The following is a 21,841-nucleotide window of genomic DNA, read 5'->3' as shown; positions in this document are numbered from 1 at the left end:
AGTCATCATGTATAAGCTGTAAAGATAACTGGACTTTATAGACTGCATAAATAAAGAATTCTCGTCCATGCGCTCGCCTTTTACCGTTTTTATAAGTACAAACTATCCACACTTGAAAAGTAACTGAGCCATATTTATCGCTATTTAAAGTGTAAGATGTTTTGTAACTGCGCCGACCTCTAATTAACTGTCTAGTTCCTCCATATTTGCCTCGAATAATAGCTGGCATTTCAAATGGGATATCCAAAGCTTGCAACCAACGAATTACTGGGACACAAAAGAACTCCCTATCTAAATACAATCGCTCAATTTTTAACTTGATTGGCTCAATTAACCCTAAAAGATAAGTAATAAGTGCTACTTTTGTATCTTGTTGCCGAACAGCTTTAAGAGCTAAAGTGACTCGTTTATTCTTCTTAATTACGTAGAGAGTAGCATAAGCGTAAAAAGAGCAAGTACCACTTTTAGCTTGACTTCTATAAATAAAAGGTGCTTCGGCTGGCGATGGTTCACCATAATATGGAATTAGATTAAAATCGATGGCGATTTTCTGTTGTCCCTGCCGTATCCCATCTGGCAAGCGACAAAGGAAGTGCCTTATTTAAATCCTCTTCCAAAGAAGTGATGTCTGAATATTTTTCTAAATGGTAACGGATATCATTACTGGTTGGAACATTTTTTAAGACTTTAGTAGTGTTTTCAATGCTGTCTCTTTGAGTGGCTGCTCGAATTAAAATTTCAAATATATTTTGTTGTTCGCAATTACCTTGAGTTTTAATTGGAACATTTTCTGCTAAACAGTTAACCACTTCTTTTAACGTTTGATTATCGGTTAAAACCGGGGTAGTTGCAGTCATAGCCAAACGAATTAATCCTTTAAGTTAAAAATTTTACTTCTTCACCTCAATACTTTACAAAAATTCCAAGACACAGCGCCAGAAGATTGTTCTGGTGCGGGAACTACCCTTACCTTTTTCTCCAATTTATTAGTTTTACTTATGTAATATCTCTAAACGAATTTTCCCAAAACCGTATCAAAAAGTACAGTTTTTCAGACAATAATCAGGTTTCCAAGTATCCATCACTGAGCGATCGCAGAACTTTTCGGTCTACTGAACTTTTTCATTACCTCATTTGATAATTAAATTTACCTAAGAATTCAGTCCACTTTTGACAAAGTTATTCTCTCGTTACAATACTGTTTCATACCCTATTTTAAGTTGTGAAAGACCTTAAAGATAATGATAATCAAATAGAGAGGGAGGAGGCGAGCTTCGCTCGCCTCCTCCCTCTCTCCCCACACACGATTATCATTCTTATTAAGACTATTTTGAGTATTTTAACTGATTGACAAAATGCACTTTATCTTAACCTCTCACGGATGCCCTTTACCCCCGTCAACTGGAACGAGTTAAGAGAGATGGACTCCCAGGAGAAGAAATAATGCGACAGTGACAAGCCGACAACACTAACTTTTTGCTGGACTATGTAAAGTTATATTAATTGTATAAAAAAAGCTATAAGTCAAGCTCTGTATGAGGTTCAGCTATTTAAAAGGTATAAATAATGTTTCTCACTCTGTGCATTAAATCTCTAGATTATTTCCAATGCTGTCTATAGAAATAAATCATTGATAGTTATGTTGACCTTAGACAGTAACAGAACCAAACCTTATCCCGAGAAATGTAGACTCCCATTTATTTTATACCCTCCTGCTATGTGGGAAAATTCCTTAGGCAGTAATTTTGCTCAATCGCACTTAGGATTAAACGAATCGGCAGGAGACTATGTCGTTTACATTTCCATTCCTTTCTGCCGAGTTCGCTGTAAAGCCTGTCCCTACTTCGTGCAGATATTAAGTGAAAACGATTCAGCTGATTACGAAGAGCGGTATGTAGATGCGCTCATTAAAGATATTCGTCGCTGGGGTAGTTATCCACGCTGGCGTGATGGTTCCTTACGAGCGATTTATATTGGTGGTGGAACTGGTTCAATTCTCAAAACCTACAACCTTAAGCGCGTTGTTGATGCTTTGTTTGAAAGCTTTCCGGTGGCAAGTGACTACTCTTTGACATTAGAAGGTAACGCCAGAGACTTCACCGAAGATAAGCTAGATTACGTTGCCAACTCACCCATCAACCGTGTAAGTCTTGGTGTGCAGTCCTTTGATGAAACCGTATTGCGTATTGTCGGGTCACCCCATGCGGCGGAGTCCAGCCTTGCAATCATCAATGGTCTCAACAAGCGTGGCTTCAACAATATCCAGATGGACATGATGTACAACATGCCAGGTCACACCATTGAAGCCTGGAAACGTGATTTGAAGATGTTGGAGAGTCTCGATATTAAACATTTTACCATCTATCTCTATCGTATCCATGAAGGGACACCGCAGGATATGTTAATCAAAAAGGGAGAAGTCCCTCCTGTGTTTGACCCCGATTCTGAATATGTAATGAGTATGTATCAGGAAGCGGTGAAGTACGCTGACAAGCTAGGGTACAAAATGTACATGTTCGACCATTTTGCTCAGTCAGGGTATGATAACCCATACAACTGGTATACCTTCAAAGAAGCTCGTGATGCTTTAGGCATTGGGGCGGGAGCATATAGTTTTATCAACAGTTACCGCACCGGCACCAAAAAAGACGTTGACAGTTACATTGAGACGGTCAATCGAGGTGAGCACATGATTACAGCGGTTTCTAACCACATGTCTCCTAGAATCCGTAAAGAGCGTTACGCAATCTTTGCCTTCCAATATTTTGACATTGAGTTTGCCGCTTACCGCCAACAGTTTGGCTGCGAATTTTTAGACGATTTTGGCGATATCGTTACGAAATTGCAAAAGAAAGGATTAGTCGAAATTCTCAGCGATCGCATCATCATGACCGAATTAGGCAAAGAGTGGCGTATGAACGTCTTACTAGAATTTGTCAACCCCAGCTTCTGGGGAGACATGTCAGCCATTGAGCAACCCAACTGGGCAATGAATATCTCTATGGTCGATTTAGTTGCCAGTAAACGTGAACGCTGGCTAGGTGAAGTATTTTAATAACCTGATTTGACTATTTTACAAATGAATCAGATAAGGAAAACAAGATGAGCATCGCAGAGATTTTGAGTGTTCTCAAAGGAATGGACATTGAAACAACCGATCTAAATGCTTCTTCTATGCTAGGAGAAAACATCGGTATGGATTCTCAAGAGATTGTAGAGTTGCATTGCAATCTAGAAGAATATTTCAGTGTTGAACTTCCTCCTAATATTTTGAGCAAAAGCTTTTCTCTAGGTGAATTAACTCAGTTTGTCCAACAGTTTATCGGAGTTACCCAATGACCACAGATAAGGGTTTTGAGTTCAATTGTCAAACCAGTATTGTCATTGATCGCGAGGTTGAAACAGTTTATCAAGCACTATTTCACCTCCAAGACTGGCCGAAATTACTGCCCCACGTTAAGCAAGTGAATGTGCTTTATGATGACGGCAACTACCAAGAATTTACCATGACTGTACTCTCTGAGAAAGATGCTGGAGCTTTGAGAGTCAGGTCAGTACGGTTGTGCGATGCTGACAAGCGGCAGATTGGATTTTTCCAACCAGAACCACCACCATTTCTTAAACACCATGCCGGCGGTTGGCAATTTATTCCTCTAACAGACAAACAATGCCAGGTAATAACCTTCCACAACTGGAATCTCAATCATGAAAAGTCCGCAGATATCTTTGGCCAAGATGAAAGTAACTATGAACAAAGAGTATCTAGCTTACTGTTAAACCATGCCAACTTTGCTCTAGAAAACTGGAAACGCATTCTCGAAGCTGACACAGTAGCGAACGGGAGACAATCGTGATTGCTGAAACCATTTTTATTGAACAAACCATCGACAAGGTGTTTGATGCATTTGCCAATTTGAGTAATTGGCAAAAGGTACTCCCGGATGTCTTAGACGTGCAAACTATTTACGACGACGGCTATCATCAAGAGTTTTTAATGACCGTTGATCGTCCTAACGGGGCTGAGACAATCCGAGGTATCCGCTTTTGCTGTCCTAATGCTCGCATTGAATTATTTCAGCCTGTCCCGCCACCTGGTTTTAAAAGCATGACAGGTTGCTGGACATTCGAGGAGCATCAAGGTGTGGTTCAAGTCACAGCCCAACGCTGGTTTGAACTCCTACTTCCCGACACAACTACCAAAGATGAGGACAAAGCAACAGCTTATCAAGACGTAGAAACAAAATTACGCGGCTATCTACACCACAACCTGGGTCTGTTTAAAGCCAGTTTAGAGGGGGTGAGATAAGGATGAAAACCTTGTGTGTCAAAGCTACTGTCGCTGCACCCGCCTCTCAGGTTTTTAATGACTTGTGGCAGATGCAACAGTTCCAAAATATTTGGCAGCCAATCACACAAACAGTTATTAAATATGACGATGGAACCCATCAAGAGTGCGTGATGTGGGTAGAGCGAGCAGGGCGACAAGAAAATCTGCGTGTCATCCGCTTTCGTTGTGGACAAGACATTCTCTTTTTTAATCCTGAGCCACCACCAATGATGAGTTTTCATCAAGGTGCTTGGCGATTATTCCCAACCTCAGATGGGGGATGTGTACTTGTTGCCGAACGCAAGTATGAATTGCTGTGCCATCCCACAGAAACAGATGAAGAATATTTGGGCTGGACAGAACAATTTCACGCATCTTTTCAGGTACGCCTAGAAACCTTGCTGAAGACTTTTCAGCAGCACTATGAACAATATTTCAGTAGTAGAGCAGCATAAAATCTACTCAGTGAAGTCAGCATCAGTTAACTAAGGTAGCATCCCAGTTTCAACCTAAATCTTCCAAAATGGGATGCTCCCATTCGTATACACTATTACTGCTTAGTTATGTCTAGTGAATTTCATGATGTTATTGTCATTGGAGCTGGTCCAGGCGGAGCGACAGTTGCCAATCTTCTTGCCCAACAAGGGCTAGGCGTGCTCATGATTGATCGGGGTGTCCAACCCACTCCTCAAATTCCTCAAACTTGCTTTGGTCTGCGATCGCCATTATTGTCACGTCTAGGCATTGCTGAAAAGTTTCCAACAGCTATTAAAGAGCCTCAGCCAGTTCGTTTTGTGGTCGCAGATGATACCTATGACATACAAATGACAGTCAAACTGAGTCAACCCACTAATGACTATCGGGGGATGTGTCTTAATCGGTCAGAATTTGACCAAATGTTGGTGAATAGCGCGATCGCTCATGGAGTTACCTACGCCTCAGCCAGCCCAGTAGAAGCATTGATCTCAACAGACAAACAAATTACTGGTGTTCGTTGTCGGACATCAGAAACTGTACAGGAATATCAAGGCAAGGCTGTAATTGATGCTAGTGGAAAGTTTTCCTTAATCCCTGCTTATCTGGGTTTGAAAGAAGAAAGCAACCAACTTGATGAACGGATTGCTGTGTTTTCTCACTTTGTCCATCCGGCGTTTCGGGAATTGCTTCCTGATGGGGGAATGACGGTGATTGCTGTGGATGGTGGCTATATTTTAATTGCTCCATTGCTTGGCGATCGCGTTAGTGTGGTGACAGTGCTAGCTCAAGCTCAAGCTACTGCTTATGGCAGCGATCGCACCCAATTGTTCCATTCTCTGATTGCCGCTTGGAAGCCATTAGCCCAAGCGATCGCTGTTTCTGAGCAAGTTCTGCCGGTCTTACCTGTGATTAATAAAACTTGGACGTGCCGACAATTTTCTGGTTCGGGGTTTCTCGTTGTGGGAGAAGCAGGCGTATTTGCCGATCCTTTCTTCTCCAATGGGGTAGCCGTGGCGATGGATAGTGGAGAAATAGCCGCCGACACTTTAGCCGCTTGTCTCAAACAAGGTGAGGCTTGGACACACGAGGGTTTTGCCGCCTACGACGAACAACTACGGACACTGTTCCAGCAGCGACAACAAGAAGCAAAAACTTGGTTAGATAGCTTACCATTGCAGCAATTAAGAATGTCCTGTGCCGATCCGCATCTGCCTTGGGGAGTACCTTTGGCTTTCCTGAATTTAATTGCAGGTATTGGCTCTACAAACCAGACAAGGCTAACTACACCAACTTCCGCTATGACGGTAGCGCGTCAAACTTATGCAACTATTAGTTAAAAAGAGTTTTTGTCGTAGGTCTTATATCTGTGTATCAATCTGTACCAACTGCCTTCCCGCTTCCTCAGCCAACATTTCAATTCTTGCAAGCATTAGCTGAAAATAATTCTAAAACATGGTTTGATGAACAGCGTCAACGCTACCAGTTTGAAGTTGTTACCCCTATTCGCAATTTGATTGAGTCTTTAGCACCGTTTCTCACCAAGCTCAATCCTGATTTGGATGTTTCCTATCGCGTCAATACCACCGTGATGCGGATCAATCGCGATCGCCGTTTCGCCCCAACATCTCCTCCCTATCGCACCTATATAAAAGTCTCCTTTCCCATTCGAGGGCGTAAGTGGTCGGAAGACCCCGTATTTGGATTTGGGATCTTCCCGAATTATTTTTACGTAGCTTTTCGGAATGCTGGCAAAGAGAGGAAATCTTTTATACAACAATATGCTCACAATCTGACAGCCCATCAACAACTATTTGAGCAGTGGTTAGAGTGCTGTCAAGTATCTCAAAAACTGGCTTTCTTAGGCGGTGAGCATGATGCTATTGAAGTGCTATCTCCCTGTAGCCCCGCATTTGAGGATTGGCGTCAGCATTTAGAACCTACGGTTGGACAAGTGTGGACTTGGGAAAAATTGAGACAGGCAGAGGGGTTGTCTCTCAATCAAGTTGTCGATCTTTTGGTAAGGCTTTACTTTCTCAAGTTAATGGCACTTAGCGACAATCTTGAACAAGATGCTGACCATTATTTCACTGTGGCGAGGGAATTATGCAGTTCTTCGATTTAAGTGTGACTTTAGAACCAACCCCTAGTGAACCAGTTCCGGTTGAAATCGACTATGTTAGTCATGCTGAAGGAGCGGATATACTAGGGAAACCGATTGGTATTGACCGACAGGCATTCCCTGACCAAATGGGCTTGTCCTTGGAATATGTGCGGTGTACCACTCACTCCGGTACTCATTTAGACGCTCCCGCCCACTACGGCCCCCTTTGTGCAGGAGAAATAGCCAAAACGATTGAGGAATTACCTCTAGAGTGGTTTTTTCGAGATGGTGTACTCTTGGATTGTTCTGGAGGCCCTGCTAATGAGCCTGTGAGTTGCAGTGAAATTCAACACCAGTTGCAAGCGATCGCTTACTCACTCAAACCCTTTGATATTGTTTTAGTGCGGACGGGTGCTGAACGACTTTGGGGCAAGGCAGAGTATTTTACAGATTTTCGGGGAGTTAGCCGTGAGGCAACTGCTTGGTTAGTCAATCAAGGCATCAAAGTGATTGGAGTTGATAGCTTTGGGTTCGATCCACCCTTTCACCGGATGCTAGAGGACTATCGTCATACCCAAGATTCTGATGTCTTATGGCCAGCTCATCTTTACGGACGCAAACGGGAGTATTGCCAAATTGAGCGGTTGACTAATTTGGAGAAGTTGCCTGTCTATTCAGGTTTTACCGTAGCTTGTTTCCCGATTAAGTTGCGTCGTTGTGGTGCAGGTTGGAGTCGGGTTGTTGCGATTATTTGTTGAGGCTCTTTTTGTGTTTTTAAGCACAGAGATACGCAGAGTTTGTTTCCGGGTCAAAATTACAGATTTTTGAGTTGAGAAATTGTAATTATGAATTTTACCGTTTATTTTCGTTCTGTCTCGATCATGGCAACTGCTGATTCTGTTGCCGATTTTCTCTGCCTTGTTCCCAATTTACCCCGGTGGACGAAGTTTTTCTTGCAAGTTGGTTCAGCTAACCAGGGGCGTTATGCTGTCCAAACCAAGTTTGGTGAAGCTACAACTTGGATCGAACAAGTCCGGACTGAAGCTGGAAAACAACTGATTATTAACTCTTTAATCGGAAATCGACTGGAGTCTGCTCATATCAACCTGACTGGAGAGAATGACAACACTCAAGTAACTTTTGAAATTCGTCTACCAGCAAATTGGACACTTGAACAGATTGAATCTCAGTTAGATCAATTACAGCAGGAATTATACCAACTCAAAGCTCTTGTTGAAATTGAGTATGGTTTAGCCCAGGTGAGCCGAGAAATCAACAAACAAGAGCGATTACTTGGACTTTCAGAAAATCGTCTCAACCGTACCCTTTTCGCTTGATTTCGCGTAACTGCTAAGGAACTGTAAAGACTATGAGTCAAAAAGTTGTGATTACGGGGATGGGAACTCTTAATCCCAATGGTAAAAGTGTAGGAGAGTTTTGGAAAAATTGTTGCCAAGGACGTTCTGGTGTTCGTCACATTACTGCCTTTAAAATCCCCCAAACCCAGAGCCAAATGGCAGGGATTGTTGATGACTTTGATCCTTGGGAAAGTATTCCTCACTTACCCCCTATCCTAGATCGGAGTACGCTTTTTGCCCTAGTTGCCACTCAAGAAGCCTTCAAATCAGCAGGGTTGCTTGACCCAGAGCGTTCTTGGAACCACCAACGTTGTGGTGTATTTATCTCAACAGCCATTGCCCAGATTACTAAGATGGAGCAGGCATTTGTCTATCAAAGTCGTGGAGGACACCAGCCTTTACAAGCTATACAGCCCTTTGCTGCATCTCGCTCTCTATTGGATGCCTTTGGCTTCAATAGCACGGCTAAATGTCTGGCTCGCCACTTTGGTTTAGAAGGGGGATACACAACAGTGACCACAGGTTGCACAGGCGGACTGGATGCCATTGGCTACGCCCTGGAAGCAATTCGCTCAGGAGTAGTGGATGTAGCGGTGACTGGCTCTACAGAAGCTCCGATTACCCCCCTAACCGTGGCTGCCTTTGCTAAAATTGGTGCAACCTCCCTACGCAACGCTGAACCCCAGCAAGCGAGTCGTCCCTTTGATCGCGATCGCGATGGCTTTGTCTTGGCTGAAGGCTGTGGCATCTTAGTAGTGGAAAGCTTAGACCATGCCCAGGCGCGGGGAGCCACAATTTTGGCTGAAGTTGCTGGCTTTGGCAGTGTCAATAACTATTATCACATGACGGATATTCCCCAAGATGGACTGCGGATTGCTAAATCGGCACAATTGGCGCTCCAAGATGCAGGTATTACTGCTGATGAAATTGACTCGATTAATGCTCATGGTTCTTCTACGCCCCAGAATGATGTAGCGGAAGCCAATGCGTTTAGACACCTGTTTGGAGAACGTGCCTGTACAATTCCAGTCACATCTACTAAATCGCAAATTGGTCATCCCCTCTCAGCTTCTAACAGTATTGAAGTCATCGCTTCGGTTCTGTCTCTGAGGACAGGTATCATTCCACCAACGATTAACCTAACGCAACAAGATCCCCTATGCCCTCTCAATGTGATCGCCAATGAAGCTCGTCAGCAATCGAGCCGTTGCCTTCTCAAAACTAGCAGTGGGTTTTCAGGTATTCATTCGAGCTTAGTACTCCGCAAATATGAGGAGAAAAGAAATGCATAAGCAACACCGTTGCGTCATTTCTGGAATTGGTTTAGCCACACCTGCTGGCAGCGATTTAGAAACAGTTTGGCAAACTCTAGCTAAAGGTGTCCCTCTTTTTCACCCCCTGAAAGTGTTTAACAACGAGCCATCTGATCAATGGGTTGCCTGTGTCGATGATCAGCAATTAGACCACAATCTGAGCAAGCGTCAGTTAAAAAAATTGGATCGGTTTACGATTTTGTCTTTAGCTGCTGTTAAAGGAGTTTTACAAGATTCCCAGTTTCCTTTAAATGACCAAACGCGCGATCGCCTTGGCATTTTGATGGGGAACTGCACGGGTGGGTGGTCTTATGTCGAACCGATGATGTACCCACTTTACACCGAGGGTATGCAAGCGATTAACCCTTATGTAGCGACAGCTTGGTTTCCCGCAGCTCCTCAAGGTGAAATCTCGATTTTGTATAGCATTGGCGGTTACAGCAAGACGATTGCCGGGGAACGGATCAGCGCTGGTCTAGCCCTCGAACAATCGATGTGGCTGATTGAAAGGCAGCGATTGGATGCCCTGTTAGTAGGGGGTGCGGAGTCCCCTCTGAGTGCCTTAGTGTTAAACGCCTTTCGAGAAGATGGGCAAACCTCAGCACAAAATCAATATCGACCTTTTAGCCAGGAAGCTGATGGCTATTTGTTAGGAGAAGGCGCAGCGATCGTACTGTTGGAATCTCAGGAACAGGCGCAAGCACGGGGAGCCAAGATTTACGCAGAAGTTCTAGCAATCGCTAGAGGAATGTCCCTAGAAGGGTGCTTACGTCGTTGCTTAGAAATTGCCCAGCTATCCCCCCAAGACATTGATTATGTTTTGTTGGATGGCTTCGGAACGCCCGAAAAGGACGATGAGGAATACCACGCTCTCCACGCGGTCTTCGGAAACCATGAGCAGTTGGCTATGAGTTCCCCAAAATCCATGTATGGCAATTTAGTGGGGGCAAACATGGCATTAGACCTGGCGCTAGCTTGTCTGAGTTTAGAGCGGCAGACTGTTCTACCGACTTGTTTGCAGACAGGTTCGCTGAAAGTACCACCTCTAGGTCAGCATGTCGTAGGAAAGTCCCAGCCTCGTCTGTTAAATCATATCTTGGTCAATGGACGCGATCGCGATGGACAGAGTGTTGTGGTTCTTCTGGGGCAACCAGCCTCTCAACCCCTTGAATAATTTTCATTACAAAGAATTGCAATGCATCAACTTACCCTCCACTACTTTCCTAAATCTTCTTGTAGCCGTAAAGTCCTTTTAGTTCTGCTCTATAAAGGTATCCCTTATGACGAAATTATTGTCAACCTAGAACAGGGACAACAAAAAAGTTTAGATTTTCTGCGGCTGAACCCCCACGGTCAAGTGCCTGTCCTCCAGTACCGCGACCACATCATTTACGACTCAGCCGTCATCAATGAATTTTTAGAAGAAAAATTCCCCGAACCTCCGCTATTACCTCAAGATGAGGTTGAGCGAGCCAAGGTACGGATGAGTACGGTATATGCCGATCAGGTTTTTTATCCTCACATTTCTCGAATCTTGCGCGAGTTCCGCAAGCCAGTTGAGCAAAGAAACCAACCGTGGATTGAGACTGAACTAGATCAATTTCAAAATAACGCCCTGTTGTTTTTAGAGCGGAGTTTGCAAAAGCAAGCTAACTCCTTCCTGTTTGGCTCGTTGACATTAGCAGATATTGCTTATGCACCAGGTTTGGACACCTTACTTTGCATCAGTGGACTCACGCTAGAGGCTTACCCTGCTACACGGGTATGGTTACAAACCATAATGCAATTGCCTGCTTTCAGGAAAACCTTCTCTTTAAGTTGTAGCAATTAAGGTTCACTGAAACATTCACATTAGAGGCTCTGTGTAAAACAATCTTCAGAAATTCAACCAAGGGTTGTAGAAATAAGAAATGTGACGATACTTTCTAGGAAGATTAGCCATGAAAAAAATTGAAGTGTTTGTTTGGTCTGGAATTAATGGCCTCCCCTCTTCTTCTCCTTTTTGTTTGAAAGTCATTGCAGCTCTGCGTTATAAGCAAATTGACCATCAGATCACCGTTGTTGATCGCCCTCCTAGCTGGCTCAAACGAGGTAAACTTCCTGCGATCAAAATTGATGGCCAAATCGTTGAAGATTCTACCAATATCTTAAAGTTGCTTGACGAGCTAGTCCCTAACCGCGCTCTGTTGTATCCAACCGATGAACAAAAACGAGCTGAAACGCTCTTATTAGAAGACTGGAGTGACGAATCTCTTTACTGGTTTTTAGTCTATTCTCGCTGGGCCATCCTAGAACACTTTAACCAATTTAAGGCAGTCGCTTTTAAAAACCTTCCTGCCGCACTACGCCCGATTATTCCTACACTTATCCGTCAGAAGGTACTCAAACGACTTGAGGCCCAAGGCATTGCTCAACTACCCTCATCAGAGCGGCTGAAGCATTTTCAAGAAGCCTGCTGGTGTTTGGAACAGAAACTCAGCGAGCGATCGTTTTTAATCGATGAAACGATCACCGCCGCAGATTTGGCAGTCTTTTCGATTCTGCAAATTATTAAACAGTCCCAACTCGATGATTTATCGGCAGTGTTGTCTGAGTATTCGTTACTCACTCGGTGGTTAGACCAAATCGACACGACGATCAATCAGCCTACTCTGGCTTCTCTTTAGAAGATTTCCGATAGCTGAAGAAGCAATTATGAGAATCATTGGAACAGAAAACCGAGTTGATCTGAAAAATCTGATTGCATGGGGATTTTATTCAGGGTTGTAGTAGCTCATTTGGAAAATAGCCAAGTAACCGCATAACGATAAAGTAAGGCTTTCAGCGTTTAAAAACTTTTGTCGTGTTCATGTAATATGGCTTATCCCGGTTTTCTGTTCCGATGCTACTAAACCTCGTCTACCTTGAGAACCGTAGTTTTGTAGGTTGGGTGCAGCGATAGCGTAACCCAACATAAAATTTGCTGGTAATGTTGGGTTGCGTTTCACTCCACCCAACCTAATATCTTTTAAAAACTCTAGGTTTCAACATAGATGAGGTTTAATACCCAAATCGAATTACTCAGTAAAACAACCAAAAGTTACAAGAGGCAAGCATTTGTAATGGAAACACGTAATGAATTTGAATTGATCAAAATGATTGCGGCTCCGTGGATCTCCCAATCTATCTACGCTGTGGTCAAGCTGGGAGTGATTGATTTGTTAGTAGATGCGACAGATTATCAAGCTCTAGCTCAGAAAGTAAATGCGAACCCAGAAGTACTGTATCGCCTTCTTCAAGGACTGGTAAGCGTTGGGATTGTATCTGAAATTCGTCTTGGGACTTTTGTCTTAACTGAGATGGGGTCACTGCTACTTTCAGGAGCAGCAGGAGGACTAAGTAGCCTTGCCTTATTGTGGGGAGAGGAGTTCTATCAAGCTTGGGGTAACGTGTTGGAGACTGTGCAAACAGGAAATACTGCTTTTGATCGCGTCTACAATACCAATTTATTTCAGTATCTCCATAGCAAGCCAGAAGTAGCTAGGACGTTTAATGATGCGATGACGGGACTAGCTGCATTTCTCTACCCAAAGGTTCTTACCACTTATGATTTTTCCAGTTGCAAACGACTGGTGGATGTTGGTGGCGGGTGCGGCACTTTGATTGGGCTAATCCTAGCCGCAAATCCTAGCCTCAAAGGAGTTCTATTCGATCAACCAGATGTCGTCACCCAAGCAAATACCGTATTGTCAGCTTACGGTGTCTTAGATCGGTGTGACATTGTTGCTGGGGACTTTTTTGAAACAGTTCCTGCCGGAGGTGATACCTATGTGTTATCAAACATTATTCACGATTGGGACAACGACCGATCTCTATCAATATTAAACAATTGCCGCCGTGCAATCGATGAACAAGGACGCCTCTTACTGGTGGAAATGGTTTTATCTAATCAGCAAGAGCCAACATTAGCCCGGATGACAGATTTGAATATGCTTGTTCTGACTGGAGGTCGGGAGCGAACTCAAGAAGACTTTACTTCTCTGCTGAGTCGTTCTGGCTTTGCTTTGAAGCGATTTTTACCTGTAGAGCAGGTAACTTGCATTGTCGAAGCCGTCCCAAATTAATCAGAGGACACAAAGTGGGTTATTTTGTTGACGGAAAGTGGATTATTGAAAGTGAACCTCCTAGCAAAAAAGGTGAGTATATGCGTACTCCCACAACTTTTCGGGAGCGCATCAGCGCAGACGGCTCATCATCTTACCCTGCGACACCTGATCGTTATCACCTCTATGTAACTCTGTCTTGTCCTTGGGCGCATCGTGTTTTGTTGATGAGAAAGCTGAAGGGGCTTGAGAAGGCGATCTCGGTTTCCATTGCAGATCCAGTTGCTAGCAAGGATGGATGGGAGTTCACTGATCGACTAGGGTGTTTACCTGACACGGTGAACAATGCTAGGTTCTTGCGGGACATTTATATTCGTGCAAATTCTAATTATACAGGTAGAGCCACGGTTCCTGTTCTCTGGGATCGTTTGACACAAACGATTGTCAATAATGAATCTCTAGAAATAATGAGAATGTTGGATTTGGAATTTGATGCTTGTGCTGAATCGTCAGTACATTTTTGTACCCGTGAGACAGAAGCGGCGATCGATGAGACTATTCAGGCGCTTTACCCAATCAATAACGGTGTTTACCGTGTGGGCTTTGCCCAAACGCAGTCAGCCTACGATGAAGCGATCGCCCAATTGTTTGCTGCTTTAGATTACTGGGAAAAAGTTCTGGTTCACAATCGTTTTCTTGGTGGCGAGGCTATTACTGAAGCAGATTGGTGTTTTTTTGTGACCTTGATTCGTTTTGATTGCGCTTATTATCAGGCATTTGAGTGCAACCAACGCCGAATTGTTGAGTATCCCAATTTGTGGCGTTACCTCCAAGAGTTATTTGCTTTGCCTGGGGTAGCGCAGACATGCAATTTCCAGCATATTCGCCAGCATTATTTCCTTTCTTATCCTAAGCGGCGCGATCGCTCTGTTACTGTTGGAGCTTGGTAATGATGTTTGATGTGAGTTAACAGATGCAAGGGATGCAAGTTTTTTTGTTGGAGCATTTGTAGCCGCACTGTACTAAGAGCAATCTGAGTTCTCACTTCTTTACGAATGACGATTGCTGCACTGAGACGGTATCGAGAAATTTAAAAGTTAAAAGCACAAAGGAGATTGTCTTGTGAAAAAGGCTACCATCTCACAGGCCCCTCGCCTCAGACTGGGATTTTTAATCAATTTGATCGGACTAATTGGGTTGATTGGTGGTTTGTCAATTGTTGGTTTCTACTATTTTCTGACTCGTTCTAAACCTGTAGAGTCTAGCCCAGCCGCTAGTGCAACTCCTGTGGTTGTACCCCATCGAGTCACCGCTTTAGGTCGTTTAGAACCGCAAGGGAAAGTAATCGCTTTGGCAGCTTCCTCAGCAGGTGGAACCCGAATTGCTCAACTAAAAGTTGAGGAAGGCGATAAAGTTCAAATCGGTCAAGTTGTGGCTATTTTGGATGGACATGACACCCTTGTTGCTACACTTGAGCAAGCTAAACACCAAGTCAAGGTTGCCCAATCTCAATTAGCGCAAGTAAAGGCAGGGGCAAAAACAGGAGCTATTGAAGCACAGCATAAAAAAGTGGCGAGTTTAGAGGCAAATCTCCAAGGACAAATTGCCACTCAAAAAGCCAAAATTGCACGTTTAAAAGCTGAATTTAGCAATGCGAAAGCTGAGAATCAGCGTTATGAACTTTTACATCAAGAGGGAGCCGTTTCTACCTCTTTATCGGATAGTAAACGACTAATAATGGATACCTTCAATTGGCAAATTCAAGAAGAGCAATCGAGTCTTGAACAAATGGTTAATACTTCCGAAAAGCAGATTCAGGAAGCTAGTTCAACTTTAGCTCAGATTCGTGAGGTTCGTCCTGTTGATGTTGCTGTTGCTCAAGCTGATGTAGAAAGTGCGATCGCTGCCTTAAAAAAAGCCGAATCTGATTTGAAGTTAAGCTATGTTCGTTCACCGATTAATGGTCAAGTTTTAAAGCTCAATACACGTCAAGGAGAAGCTATTAACAGTGCTACCAATGGCGGAATAATGAAGCTGGGTTATACCGATCAAATGAATGTTGTTGCCGAAGTATATGAAACTGATATTCATCAAGTTAATCTAGGCCAAAAAGCCACGATTACTAGTGATGCTTTCCCTGGAAAATTAACCGGAACAGTTGTTTCTTCAGGTTTACAAATTGGTAAACAAGATATTCTGAATGCCGATCCAGCAGCGGATGTTGATGCTAGAGTTTCAGAAGTAAAAATTCGTTTATCTCCTAAAGATAGTCAACAAGTCAGAAACTTAACTAATCTACAGGTTGAGGTTAGTATTAATCTCTAAATGTTTTTAATCTTTATTAAATTGGATATCTAAACATAGTGAAGAAAATTTCTTTGCCTTGGTTACAACTAACCTATAATAAATTCAAATTTGTAGTAGCTTTAGCAGGAATTAGCTTTGCTGTTCTGCTTATGTTTATGCAACTAGGGTTTCGTAGTGCTTTATTTGAAAGTGCCGCTCGTTTACATAATGTTTTGCAGGGAGACATTATTTTAGTCAGTCCTCAATATATTTCTTTAGTTTCCTTTCGTCCTTTTTCAGAGCGAAGACTTTATCAAGCTCGTAAGTTTGAAGAAGTAGAATATGTAGCTCCTATATATTTAGACGCAGCACAGTTAACCAACCCAACTAATCGGTTAAAATACATGATTCTGACCATAGGATTCAATCCTGAACGATGTATTTTAGATTTACCTGAAGTCTGCAAAAATCTAGAAGAAATTCGTCAAGAAGATAGCCTACTTTTTGATGCTCTATCTCGACCTGAATACGGGATAGAAGCTGATAAATTTAATCCGCAAAAACCCATTCATTTAGATGTAGGAGCGTCTGGTGGTGGCCCCTCACGGGAGGTAGTAATTAGCGACCTTTTTAAGTTAGGGCCATCTTTCAGTTATAACGGTCATTTGGTCACGAGCGATTTAAACTTTCTGCGGATTTTTGGTACCCGTTCTCAAAAAGGGTTGATTTCCCTGGGCATTATTAAATTAAAACAGGGGGCTAATGTTGAGCACGTACTTAAAAGTATGAGGGCGACTTTACCTCATAAAGATGTCTTGATTTTATCTAAACAAGAATTTATTGAATTGGAAAAAAATCATTGGAAAAATAACACACCTATTGGCTTTATTTTTGGTTTGGGAGCTGCTCTTAGCTTCGTTGTCGGTACGATTATTGTTTATCAGGTTCTTTATACTGATGTCTCAGATCATTTGGCTGAATATGCGACTCTCAAAGCGATTGGTTACAGAGACATATATCTTTTAAAAATCGTTTTTCAGTCATCTATTATTTTAGCCATCTTAGGATACATACCAGGTTTAATTATTTCTTGGGGTTTATATGATCTGGCTACACAGGCTACGAAATTACCTATTTATATGAACTTTGATCGACTTGTATTTATTTGTTGCTCAACTATTTTTATGTGTTGCATTTCCGGCGCACTTGCTGTCAACAAACTCCGTTATGCTAATCCATCAGATATCTTTAAATAAATTATGATGTCTTCTGAAAAAATTATTGTTGCGACTGGGCTTAACCATTTTTTTGGTCGCGGTTTTTTAAAACAACAAGTCTTGTTTGATATTAACCTAGAAATTAACGCTGGAGAAATTATTATTCTGAATGGCCCTTCTGGCTCAGGAAAAACCACGTTACTGACTTTAATTGGTGGGTTGCGTTCTCTCCAAGCAGGAAGCTTGAAAGTGATGGGACAAGAACTCTATAGAGCTAGTAAAAATCAACTCATTCGTAACCGTCGCAACATTGGTTATATTTTTCAAGAACATAACTTATTGCAATGTCTAACGGCTCTGCAAAATACTCTAATGTCTCTTGAACTTCATCCCTCTTATTCTCAAAGAACTGCTTACGCTAGAGCCGAGGCGATCTTGAAGGAAGTTGGGTTAGCCCATAAAATACATCACTATCCCCGAAATCTCTCTGGCGGGGAAAAGCAAAGAGTCGCGGTAGCACGCGCTCTTATCACCTATCCTCAGCTTATTCTAGCTGATGAACCTACAGCTTCTCTGGATCGCAAATCAGGACGAGAGGTAGTAGATTTATTGCAACGTTTAGCGAAAGAGCAAGGGTGTACTATTTTGATGGTGACTCATGATAATCGTATTTTGGACATTGCCGATCGCATTATTTATATGGAGGATGGTCACTTAATTGAGACAGGCTCATCTGTCAGCTATCATCTATCAAATTCAGTTGTAAATACTTGATGTTAAATAACACATTATTCTTGAATAATTCTTGAAGAGCGGGAAATTCTAATTAATTAAGTAGGTGGGCGAGAAAATTTATTTGCTTATTTTCCGGAATGAAAAGTATCCCTTGTGATTACTTATATAAGAAGTGAATATAGCAAAGTTACTATGAGAGGTTCATAATAAATAAGCTGCTTATATATCATTTTTGTAGCCTCTCTAGATTGGGATAAAAAGGAAAAAATCACTTCTATCCCAAAACATTTGCTATTTTTACTTAAATTAATAAATATTTGAGGTCTGAATAATGGTTAACTGGAATCTTCCTTCTTTAAGTTCGCGGAATTTCAGTGAAAAATTTTATACTTTTATTGTTACCATTGAAAATAATCAAAATAATTTTGCTATTTTTAACTGGGGAATCGAAAAAAAATTATCTCAAAATTTTAAATTTTTTCAACAAAATAATGAAGAATTTAAAAAAATGTGTTTAAATCAAAATGAAACCTATTTATTTGAATATTTTTTGAATATTTATCAATCTCAATCTATTATTAATAATCAAAAGCTTTTAGCACAATGGCATTTGGTAGCATATTTAGAAACTCCAGCTTTTCAAGCTATTAGAAGTTTAAAGTTTAATAATTTTGAAAATCCTCAAGAGACTTGGAACTATTATTTTTATTTAGCTAAGTTATTAGCTAATGACATGAGTTTTATTTTAAAGACTTTTAACAATTACAATAATGATTTACAATCTCTACAAGATTACTTTCAATTAACATTTTTCAATAAAATTAGAGATGTTTACTATAAAGAAACAGGTGAAGGTAAGTATTCAACATGGTTTTTGCTGAAAAAAATTGGCAAAAAACAATTAACTAATAAATTGAAGGAATTAGGTATAAGCAATTCGCAAATTGAACCGTATTTAGTTGCCAGAGATTGCTTGTTTGAAGTTTATAGTAAATCAGGTCAGCGTTGGTTATGTCCTAACGACATTCATTATAAAATGGCTACTGAATTCTGTCAGCGTCATTACTTCCAGATTGGGCTAGCAAAATTTAAGAAGTTAATTAATATGTGTATTGTTGCTTTACAATATTCTTTTAAAGTCAGTTATATTGGTGAAGACATTGAAACTTATTTGTTTGAGTCTAATAAGGTAGACAATATAAGTTATTTAGTTCCAATAGAATCCGAAGTTACCACTGAGAGCATATCGGACTATGTTATGGAACTTAATCGAGTACTTCTGAATGAGCTACAATTATTAAAGCAAGAGACTGATAATGAAGTCATGTTACTTCTAAAATATGGGTTGCAACTAGGTGAAACAAGCATTGCGCTTAAAATAGGTATTAATCAAGCTACGGTTAATCGCCGCTGTTCCCGCTTACGAAGACAGTTACTAATGCCTACTGCTAAATGGTTGAAGCTTTGGTTTTCCATCGATCTCATCAAGCTAGAAAATTTAGATGATTACATCGAAAAATGGTTAAAAGATCATTATAGTAATCAAATTGAGTTAGTAATTCAAGAAGCCTTTGAAAACAGTCTCAATTCTGATACAAGGGAAGTTTTGGAAGCTAAGTATTTTTATGACGTAAAGCATAACCAGCAAATCGTCAAATCTAAAATTAGTAGCAAGCAGGAGCAGACTTTAATAATAGACTATGCCAAAAAGCAATTAACCACCTACTTGATTGACTGGCTAAAAACTCAAAATAAGCTACAATTATTTAATGATTGTGACGTCAAAAACATTGAAAAGTTTATTGACAAATGGTTGATTAATGACTCCAAAGATAGTTCAATAAATTTACCAACAAAACGAAGTCATTAACGAATGCAAACTTTAAAGGAATTAATTTATCATTTTCCCAAACATTTATGGTTAGAAATATCTCGCCAAGAGCAAGAGCTAGCCGAAAAGCACTGTCAAAACAACTCTAATAATGTTGCTTGTCGAAATGCTTATGTAAATTATTTATGTTTTAATAAAATCATCAGTTATCTGGATGAGGAAAATAAGTTAAACTCTGACAGCTTTTTAGAACAGTTAAACTATCAGAGTATATTAAGTATTTGGGAATTTGTAAATGGTAGTGTTGTTGAACTTAAGCAAACGCGAATAATTATTATTCCCAGTGAATCAACAGAAATTGATGATTTTAGCGTTCCTTTTGAATGGGTAGATATTGCAAGTTGGGCAGGTAATTATTATCTAGCTGTGCAGATGAATTTGGAGCAGGATGAATCTTGGCTGCGAGTATGGGGATTTACAACTTATCGAAATATTAAGAAGGGCAAGAAAGACAATATTAGACGAACTTACTCTTTAGAACGCAAGGATTTAATAGAAAATCTTAATGTGATGTGGGTAGGAATGGAGCTTTGCCCAGAAGAAAAACCGTTTGTTGCTTCTTTACCTACTTTGCCTCCTTATCAAGTAGAGATTTTGTTACAGAAACTAGGTAAACTAACTCTTCATTCTCTCAGATTAGAAGTGTCTTTTGAACAGTGGGCAATACTGCTAGCGCAAGAGCGATGGAGACAGCAGCTATATCAATTACGTTTGAAAGGCAAAAAAGAATGTCAGTAGACCGAATAGTTTTGCGCTCGCTGTCCGGATCAGGGGTATGAGTAGCATTAGAACAGAAAACCGGGATAAGAAAAAAATCTTGTAAAACCAATCACTCAGCCATGTATATACATGATAAGCTAGGATATTGTGTATAACTTTTGGCAATGGATCAATATTCAGGCACTAGACAAAAGTCTCAAAGACGACCCCGTACACCAGATGGTAAATTTGAAACAGATTATGGAGATTCACCCAAACGGTTAAGGTCAATTCGCTTAACCGATGAAGCGTGGGAAAAACTACTAGAAATAGCGGAGAAAAATCAAGTAACCAGAAGTGAAGTTATAGAAATTTTCGCTCGCAGTGGCGAGTTATATTAAGTGCTTTCTCTAGGCTATTTATAAATAAAGTGTAATTTTTTTACTAAATCTGGTGTCCAGCCATATTTTAGCAATCAAGAGTATTGTCTATTCTCTTGATAAGTTTTTAATCATGATAATTTTCAGAACGCGACAATATATAAATTAAATCCATACTTGTAAATTATTGTCCAAACGGTGGTATTTTCTTAAAAGCATGAAGCGCTACTTCTTGCGCCCGAAGGGATGTGACTTTAGAGTAGCGAAGAGTAGCGAAGAGTAGTTTGAATTTTTTCATGCCCCATCAATGCACGAAGTTCCTCAACTCCCATGATTCCAACTTGAGTGTTAACAATGTACAGATGGTCGAACCAAGATGAGAATTCTTTCCACTACTAGCAGAACAAGAACAGCCTCGAAAATAGTTACAAATTCAGGCTGATTTAAGTTTGGCTGAAAATACTATACAAGCCTATGGAACACTGCTAATACTGATAAACAGGAAAAGCTAGATAGCTTGTTGTCTCTGAATTTTCATACTTTTCAAAAAGTCCAAGTTTTAACCGTTTAGAGTATAGCCAACTGGACAACTTATAAATCGCCATTTGGTCTAGCTGTTTCCAGATAAAGTCTTGTTAGGTTAACTCTTAAGGCAATCAGCTTTGAGTACCTATGGCTACCAAAACACTGACCAAACCTAAGCAAAGACAAAATTCTCAAAATCGCTCATGGGAAAACCTGACAGATCGCCGCAAACTCCGCCATATTGAAAACACATTGGATAAAGCGATCGCATCCTCAATTCAGGATGATTCTATCCAGTCCCACGAAGACTTTAAAGCCTATGTAGAAAACTACAGCCAGGAATCGGGTAAAGCCCCAGGGCAAACGCATCTTATTTACTAATAAAAACTAAGGGAGATTCCAAAATTACATAGATAGTTGTAAAAATTGGTAAAATGATAAATAAAATAA

At 41.0% G+C, this 21,841-nt stretch carries 24 protein-coding genes and 1 pseudogene; 22 read left to right on the top strand and 3 right to left on the bottom strand.

Annotated features, from left to right (window positions below):
* A pseudogene (locus V7K97_RS03590) lies at positions 1-580 on the bottom strand (ISH3 family transposase); the annotation flags it as partial.
* Positions 531-857, bottom strand: a complete 327-nt coding sequence (locus tag V7K97_RS03585; RefSeq protein ID WP_334799326.1) for a hypothetical protein — start codon at positions 855-857, stop codon at positions 531-533. The pseudogene V7K97_RS03590 and the gene V7K97_RS03585, both read right to left, overlap by 50 nt.
* 860 nt (positions 858-1,717) lie before the next feature.
* Between V7K97_RS03585 and V7K97_RS03580 the strand changes: the two genes are divergently transcribed.
* From V7K97_RS03580 to V7K97_RS03520, 13 genes are all read left to right on the top strand, one after another.
* Positions 1,718-3,055: a coproporphyrinogen-III oxidase family protein gene (locus V7K97_RS03580; protein WP_334799325.1), complete on the top strand. Its 1,338-nt coding sequence runs from the start codon at positions 1,718-1,720 to the stop codon at positions 3,053-3,055.
* A 47-nt stretch (positions 3,056-3,102) separates the two neighbouring features.
* Positions 3,103-3,339 (top strand): acyl carrier protein, encoded by a 237-nt coding sequence (locus V7K97_RS03575; RefSeq protein WP_334799324.1) that lies wholly within the window; start codon positions 3,103-3,105, stop codon positions 3,337-3,339.
* Positions 3,336-3,854: an SRPBCC family protein gene (locus tag V7K97_RS03570; protein WP_334799323.1), complete on the top strand. Its 519-nt coding sequence runs from the start codon at positions 3,336-3,338 to the stop codon at positions 3,852-3,854. Before V7K97_RS03575 ends, V7K97_RS03570 begins: the two co-directional genes overlap by 4 nt.
* Positions 3,851-4,306: a hypothetical protein gene (locus V7K97_RS03565; protein ID WP_334799322.1), complete on the top strand. Its 456-nt coding sequence runs from the start codon at positions 3,851-3,853 to the stop codon at positions 4,304-4,306. Before V7K97_RS03570 ends, V7K97_RS03565 begins: the two co-directional genes overlap by 4 nt.
* Before the next feature lie 2 nt (positions 4,307-4,308).
* Positions 4,309-4,782, top strand: a complete 474-nt coding sequence (locus V7K97_RS03560) for a hypothetical protein (RefSeq protein ID WP_334799321.1) — start codon at positions 4,309-4,311, stop codon at positions 4,780-4,782.
* 108 nt (positions 4,783-4,890) lie between these two features.
* A complete protein-coding gene (locus V7K97_RS03555) occupies positions 4,891-6,141 on the top strand; it encodes an NAD(P)/FAD-dependent oxidoreductase (protein WP_334799320.1) in 1,251 nt (416 codons plus the stop codon).
* A gap of 29 nt (positions 6,142-6,170) precedes the next feature.
* Positions 6,171-6,926 (top strand): DUF2461 family protein, encoded by a 756-nt coding sequence (locus V7K97_RS03550; protein ID WP_334799319.1) that lies wholly within the window; start codon positions 6,171-6,173, stop codon positions 6,924-6,926.
* Positions 6,908-7,663, top strand: coding sequence for a cyclase family protein (locus V7K97_RS03545; RefSeq protein ID WP_334799318.1), 756 nt, complete (start codon positions 6,908-6,910; stop codon positions 7,661-7,663). Before V7K97_RS03550 ends, V7K97_RS03545 begins: the two co-directional genes overlap by 19 nt.
* An 87-nt stretch (positions 7,664-7,750) precedes the next feature.
* Positions 7,751-8,242, top strand: coding sequence for a hypothetical protein (locus V7K97_RS03540; RefSeq protein ID WP_334799317.1), 492 nt, complete (start codon positions 7,751-7,753; stop codon positions 8,240-8,242).
* 32 nt (positions 8,243-8,274) lie between these two features.
* Positions 8,275-9,555, top strand: a complete 1,281-nt coding sequence (locus V7K97_RS03535) for a beta-ketoacyl-[acyl-carrier-protein] synthase family protein (RefSeq protein ID WP_334799316.1) — start codon at positions 8,275-8,277, stop codon at positions 9,553-9,555.
* Positions 9,548-10,750, top strand: a complete 1,203-nt coding sequence (locus tag V7K97_RS03530) for a beta-ketoacyl-[acyl-carrier-protein] synthase family protein (protein ID WP_334799315.1) — start codon at positions 9,548-9,550, stop codon at positions 10,748-10,750. Before V7K97_RS03535 ends, V7K97_RS03530 begins: the two co-directional genes overlap by 8 nt.
* A 21-nt stretch (positions 10,751-10,771) precedes the next feature.
* Positions 10,772-11,407: a glutathione S-transferase family protein gene (locus tag V7K97_RS03525; RefSeq protein WP_334799314.1), complete on the top strand. Its 636-nt coding sequence runs from the start codon at positions 10,772-10,774 to the stop codon at positions 11,405-11,407.
* Between the two features lie 109 nt (positions 11,408-11,516).
* Positions 11,517-12,242 (top strand): glutathione S-transferase family protein, encoded by a 726-nt coding sequence (locus V7K97_RS03520; protein ID WP_334799313.1) that lies wholly within the window; start codon positions 11,517-11,519, stop codon positions 12,240-12,242.
* Between the two features lie 180 nt (positions 12,243-12,422).
* On the opposite strand, the gene V7K97_RS03515 is transcribed toward V7K97_RS03520, so the two are convergent.
* Entirely contained in the window at positions 12,423-12,563 is a 141-nt protein-coding gene (locus tag V7K97_RS03515; protein ID WP_334799312.1) for a hypothetical protein, read from the bottom strand.
* 114 nt (positions 12,564-12,677) lie between these two features.
* Here V7K97_RS03515 and V7K97_RS03510 point away from each other — a divergent pair, with 114 nt between their 5' ends.
* From V7K97_RS03510 to V7K97_RS03470, 9 genes are all read left to right on the top strand, one after another.
* Positions 12,678-13,679 (top strand): methyltransferase, encoded by a 1,002-nt coding sequence (locus tag V7K97_RS03510; RefSeq protein ID WP_334799311.1) that lies wholly within the window; start codon positions 12,678-12,680, stop codon positions 13,677-13,679.
* A 14-nt stretch (positions 13,680-13,693) separates the two neighbouring features.
* Complete coding sequence (locus V7K97_RS03505; RefSeq protein WP_334799310.1) at positions 13,694-14,608, top strand: glutathione S-transferase family protein; 915 nt, start codon at positions 13,694-13,696, stop codon at positions 14,606-14,608.
* A 172-nt stretch (positions 14,609-14,780) separates the two neighbouring features.
* Entirely contained in the window at positions 14,781-15,983 is a 1,203-nt protein-coding gene (locus V7K97_RS03500; protein WP_334799309.1) for an ABC exporter membrane fusion protein, read from the top strand.
* A 35-nt stretch (positions 15,984-16,018) separates the two neighbouring features.
* Positions 16,019-17,200 carry an ABC transporter permease DevC gene (gene devC, locus V7K97_RS03495; RefSeq protein WP_334799328.1) on the top strand — a complete coding sequence of 394 codons (1,182 nt, stop codon included), beginning with the start codon at positions 16,019-16,021 and terminating at the stop codon, positions 17,198-17,200.
* A gap of 6 nt (positions 17,201-17,206) precedes the next feature.
* Positions 17,207-17,935: a DevA family ABC transporter ATP-binding protein gene (locus V7K97_RS03490; protein ID WP_334799327.1), complete on the top strand. Its 729-nt coding sequence runs from the start codon at positions 17,207-17,209 to the stop codon at positions 17,933-17,935.
* 292 nt (positions 17,936-18,227) lie between these two features.
* A complete protein-coding gene (locus tag V7K97_RS03485) occupies positions 18,228-19,766 on the top strand; it encodes a hypothetical protein (protein WP_334799308.1) in 1,539 nt (512 codons plus the stop codon).
* 3 nt (positions 19,767-19,769) lie between these two features.
* On the top strand, positions 19,770-20,525 hold the full coding sequence (locus V7K97_RS03480; RefSeq protein ID WP_334799307.1) for a DUF1822 family protein: 756 nt from the start codon (positions 19,770-19,772) through the stop codon (positions 20,523-20,525).
* Positions 20,526-20,671: 146 nt separating this feature from the next.
* The gene (locus tag V7K97_RS03475; protein ID WP_190884807.1) at positions 20,672-20,887 is read left to right on the top strand and encodes a transcriptional regulator; all 216 of its coding nucleotides are present in this window, start codon (positions 20,672-20,674) and stop codon (positions 20,885-20,887) included.
* Positions 20,888-21,538: 651 nt separating this feature from the next.
* Positions 21,539-21,772 carry a hypothetical protein gene (locus tag V7K97_RS03470; RefSeq protein ID WP_334799306.1) on the top strand — a complete coding sequence of 78 codons (234 nt, stop codon included), beginning with the start codon at positions 21,539-21,541 and terminating at the stop codon, positions 21,770-21,772.
* The last annotated feature ends 69 nt before the right edge of the window (positions 21,773-21,841 follow it).

The organism is Nostoc sp., from assembly GCF_036917815.1.
Lineage (GTDB): Bacteria > Cyanobacteriota > Cyanobacteriia > Cyanobacteriales > Nostocaceae > Nostoc.
The sequence above is the reverse complement of the archived record's forward strand: the minus strand, read 5'-3'. Positions and strand labels throughout refer to the sequence as shown.

Excerpts from the sequence above, each read along its gene's own strand:
- V7K97_RS03585 (WP_334799326.1), bottom strand. The coding sequence starts at position 857 with ATGACTGCAACTACCCCGGTTTTAACCGATAATCAAACGTTAAAAGAA.
- V7K97_RS03580 (WP_334799325.1), top strand. The coding sequence starts at position 1,718 with ATGTGGGAAAATTCCTTAGGCAGTAATTTTGCTCAATCGCACTTAGGA.
- V7K97_RS03575 (WP_334799324.1), top strand. The coding sequence starts at position 3,103 with ATGAGCATCGCAGAGATTTTGAGTGTTCTCAAAGGAATGGACATTGAA.
- V7K97_RS03570 (WP_334799323.1), top strand. The coding sequence starts at position 3,336 with ATGACCACAGATAAGGGTTTTGAGTTCAATTGTCAAACCAGTATTGTC.
- V7K97_RS03560 (WP_334799321.1), top strand. The coding sequence starts at position 4,309 with ATGAAAACCTTGTGTGTCAAAGCTACTGTCGCTGCACCCGCCTCTCAG.
- V7K97_RS03555 (WP_334799320.1), top strand. The coding sequence starts at position 4,891 with ATGTCTAGTGAATTTCATGATGTTATTGTCATTGGAGCTGGTCCAGGC.
- V7K97_RS03545 (WP_334799318.1), top strand. The coding sequence starts at position 6,908 with ATGCAGTTCTTCGATTTAAGTGTGACTTTAGAACCAACCCCTAGTGAA.
- V7K97_RS03540 (WP_334799317.1), top strand. The coding sequence starts at position 7,751 with ATGAATTTTACCGTTTATTTTCGTTCTGTCTCGATCATGGCAACTGCT.
- V7K97_RS03535 (WP_334799316.1), top strand. The coding sequence starts at position 8,275 with ATGAGTCAAAAAGTTGTGATTACGGGGATGGGAACTCTTAATCCCAAT.
- V7K97_RS03530 (WP_334799315.1), top strand. The coding sequence starts at position 9,548 with ATGCATAAGCAACACCGTTGCGTCATTTCTGGAATTGGTTTAGCCACA.
- V7K97_RS03525 (WP_334799314.1), top strand. The coding sequence starts at position 10,772 with ATGCATCAACTTACCCTCCACTACTTTCCTAAATCTTCTTGTAGCCGT.
- V7K97_RS03520 (WP_334799313.1), top strand. The coding sequence starts at position 11,517 with ATGAAAAAAATTGAAGTGTTTGTTTGGTCTGGAATTAATGGCCTCCCC.
- V7K97_RS03510 (WP_334799311.1), top strand. The coding sequence starts at position 12,678 with ATGGAAACACGTAATGAATTTGAATTGATCAAAATGATTGCGGCTCCG.
- V7K97_RS03490 (WP_334799327.1), top strand. The coding sequence starts at position 17,207 with ATGTCTTCTGAAAAAATTATTGTTGCGACTGGGCTTAACCATTTTTTT.
- V7K97_RS03485 (WP_334799308.1), top strand. The coding sequence starts at position 18,228 with ATGGTTAACTGGAATCTTCCTTCTTTAAGTTCGCGGAATTTCAGTGAA.
- V7K97_RS03480 (WP_334799307.1), top strand. The coding sequence starts at position 19,770 with ATGCAAACTTTAAAGGAATTAATTTATCATTTTCCCAAACATTTATGG.
- V7K97_RS03475 (WP_190884807.1), top strand. The coding sequence starts at position 20,672 with ATGGATCAATATTCAGGCACTAGACAAAAGTCTCAAAGACGACCCCGT.
- V7K97_RS03470 (WP_334799306.1), top strand. The coding sequence starts at position 21,539 with ATGGCTACCAAAACACTGACCAAACCTAAGCAAAGACAAAATTCTCAA.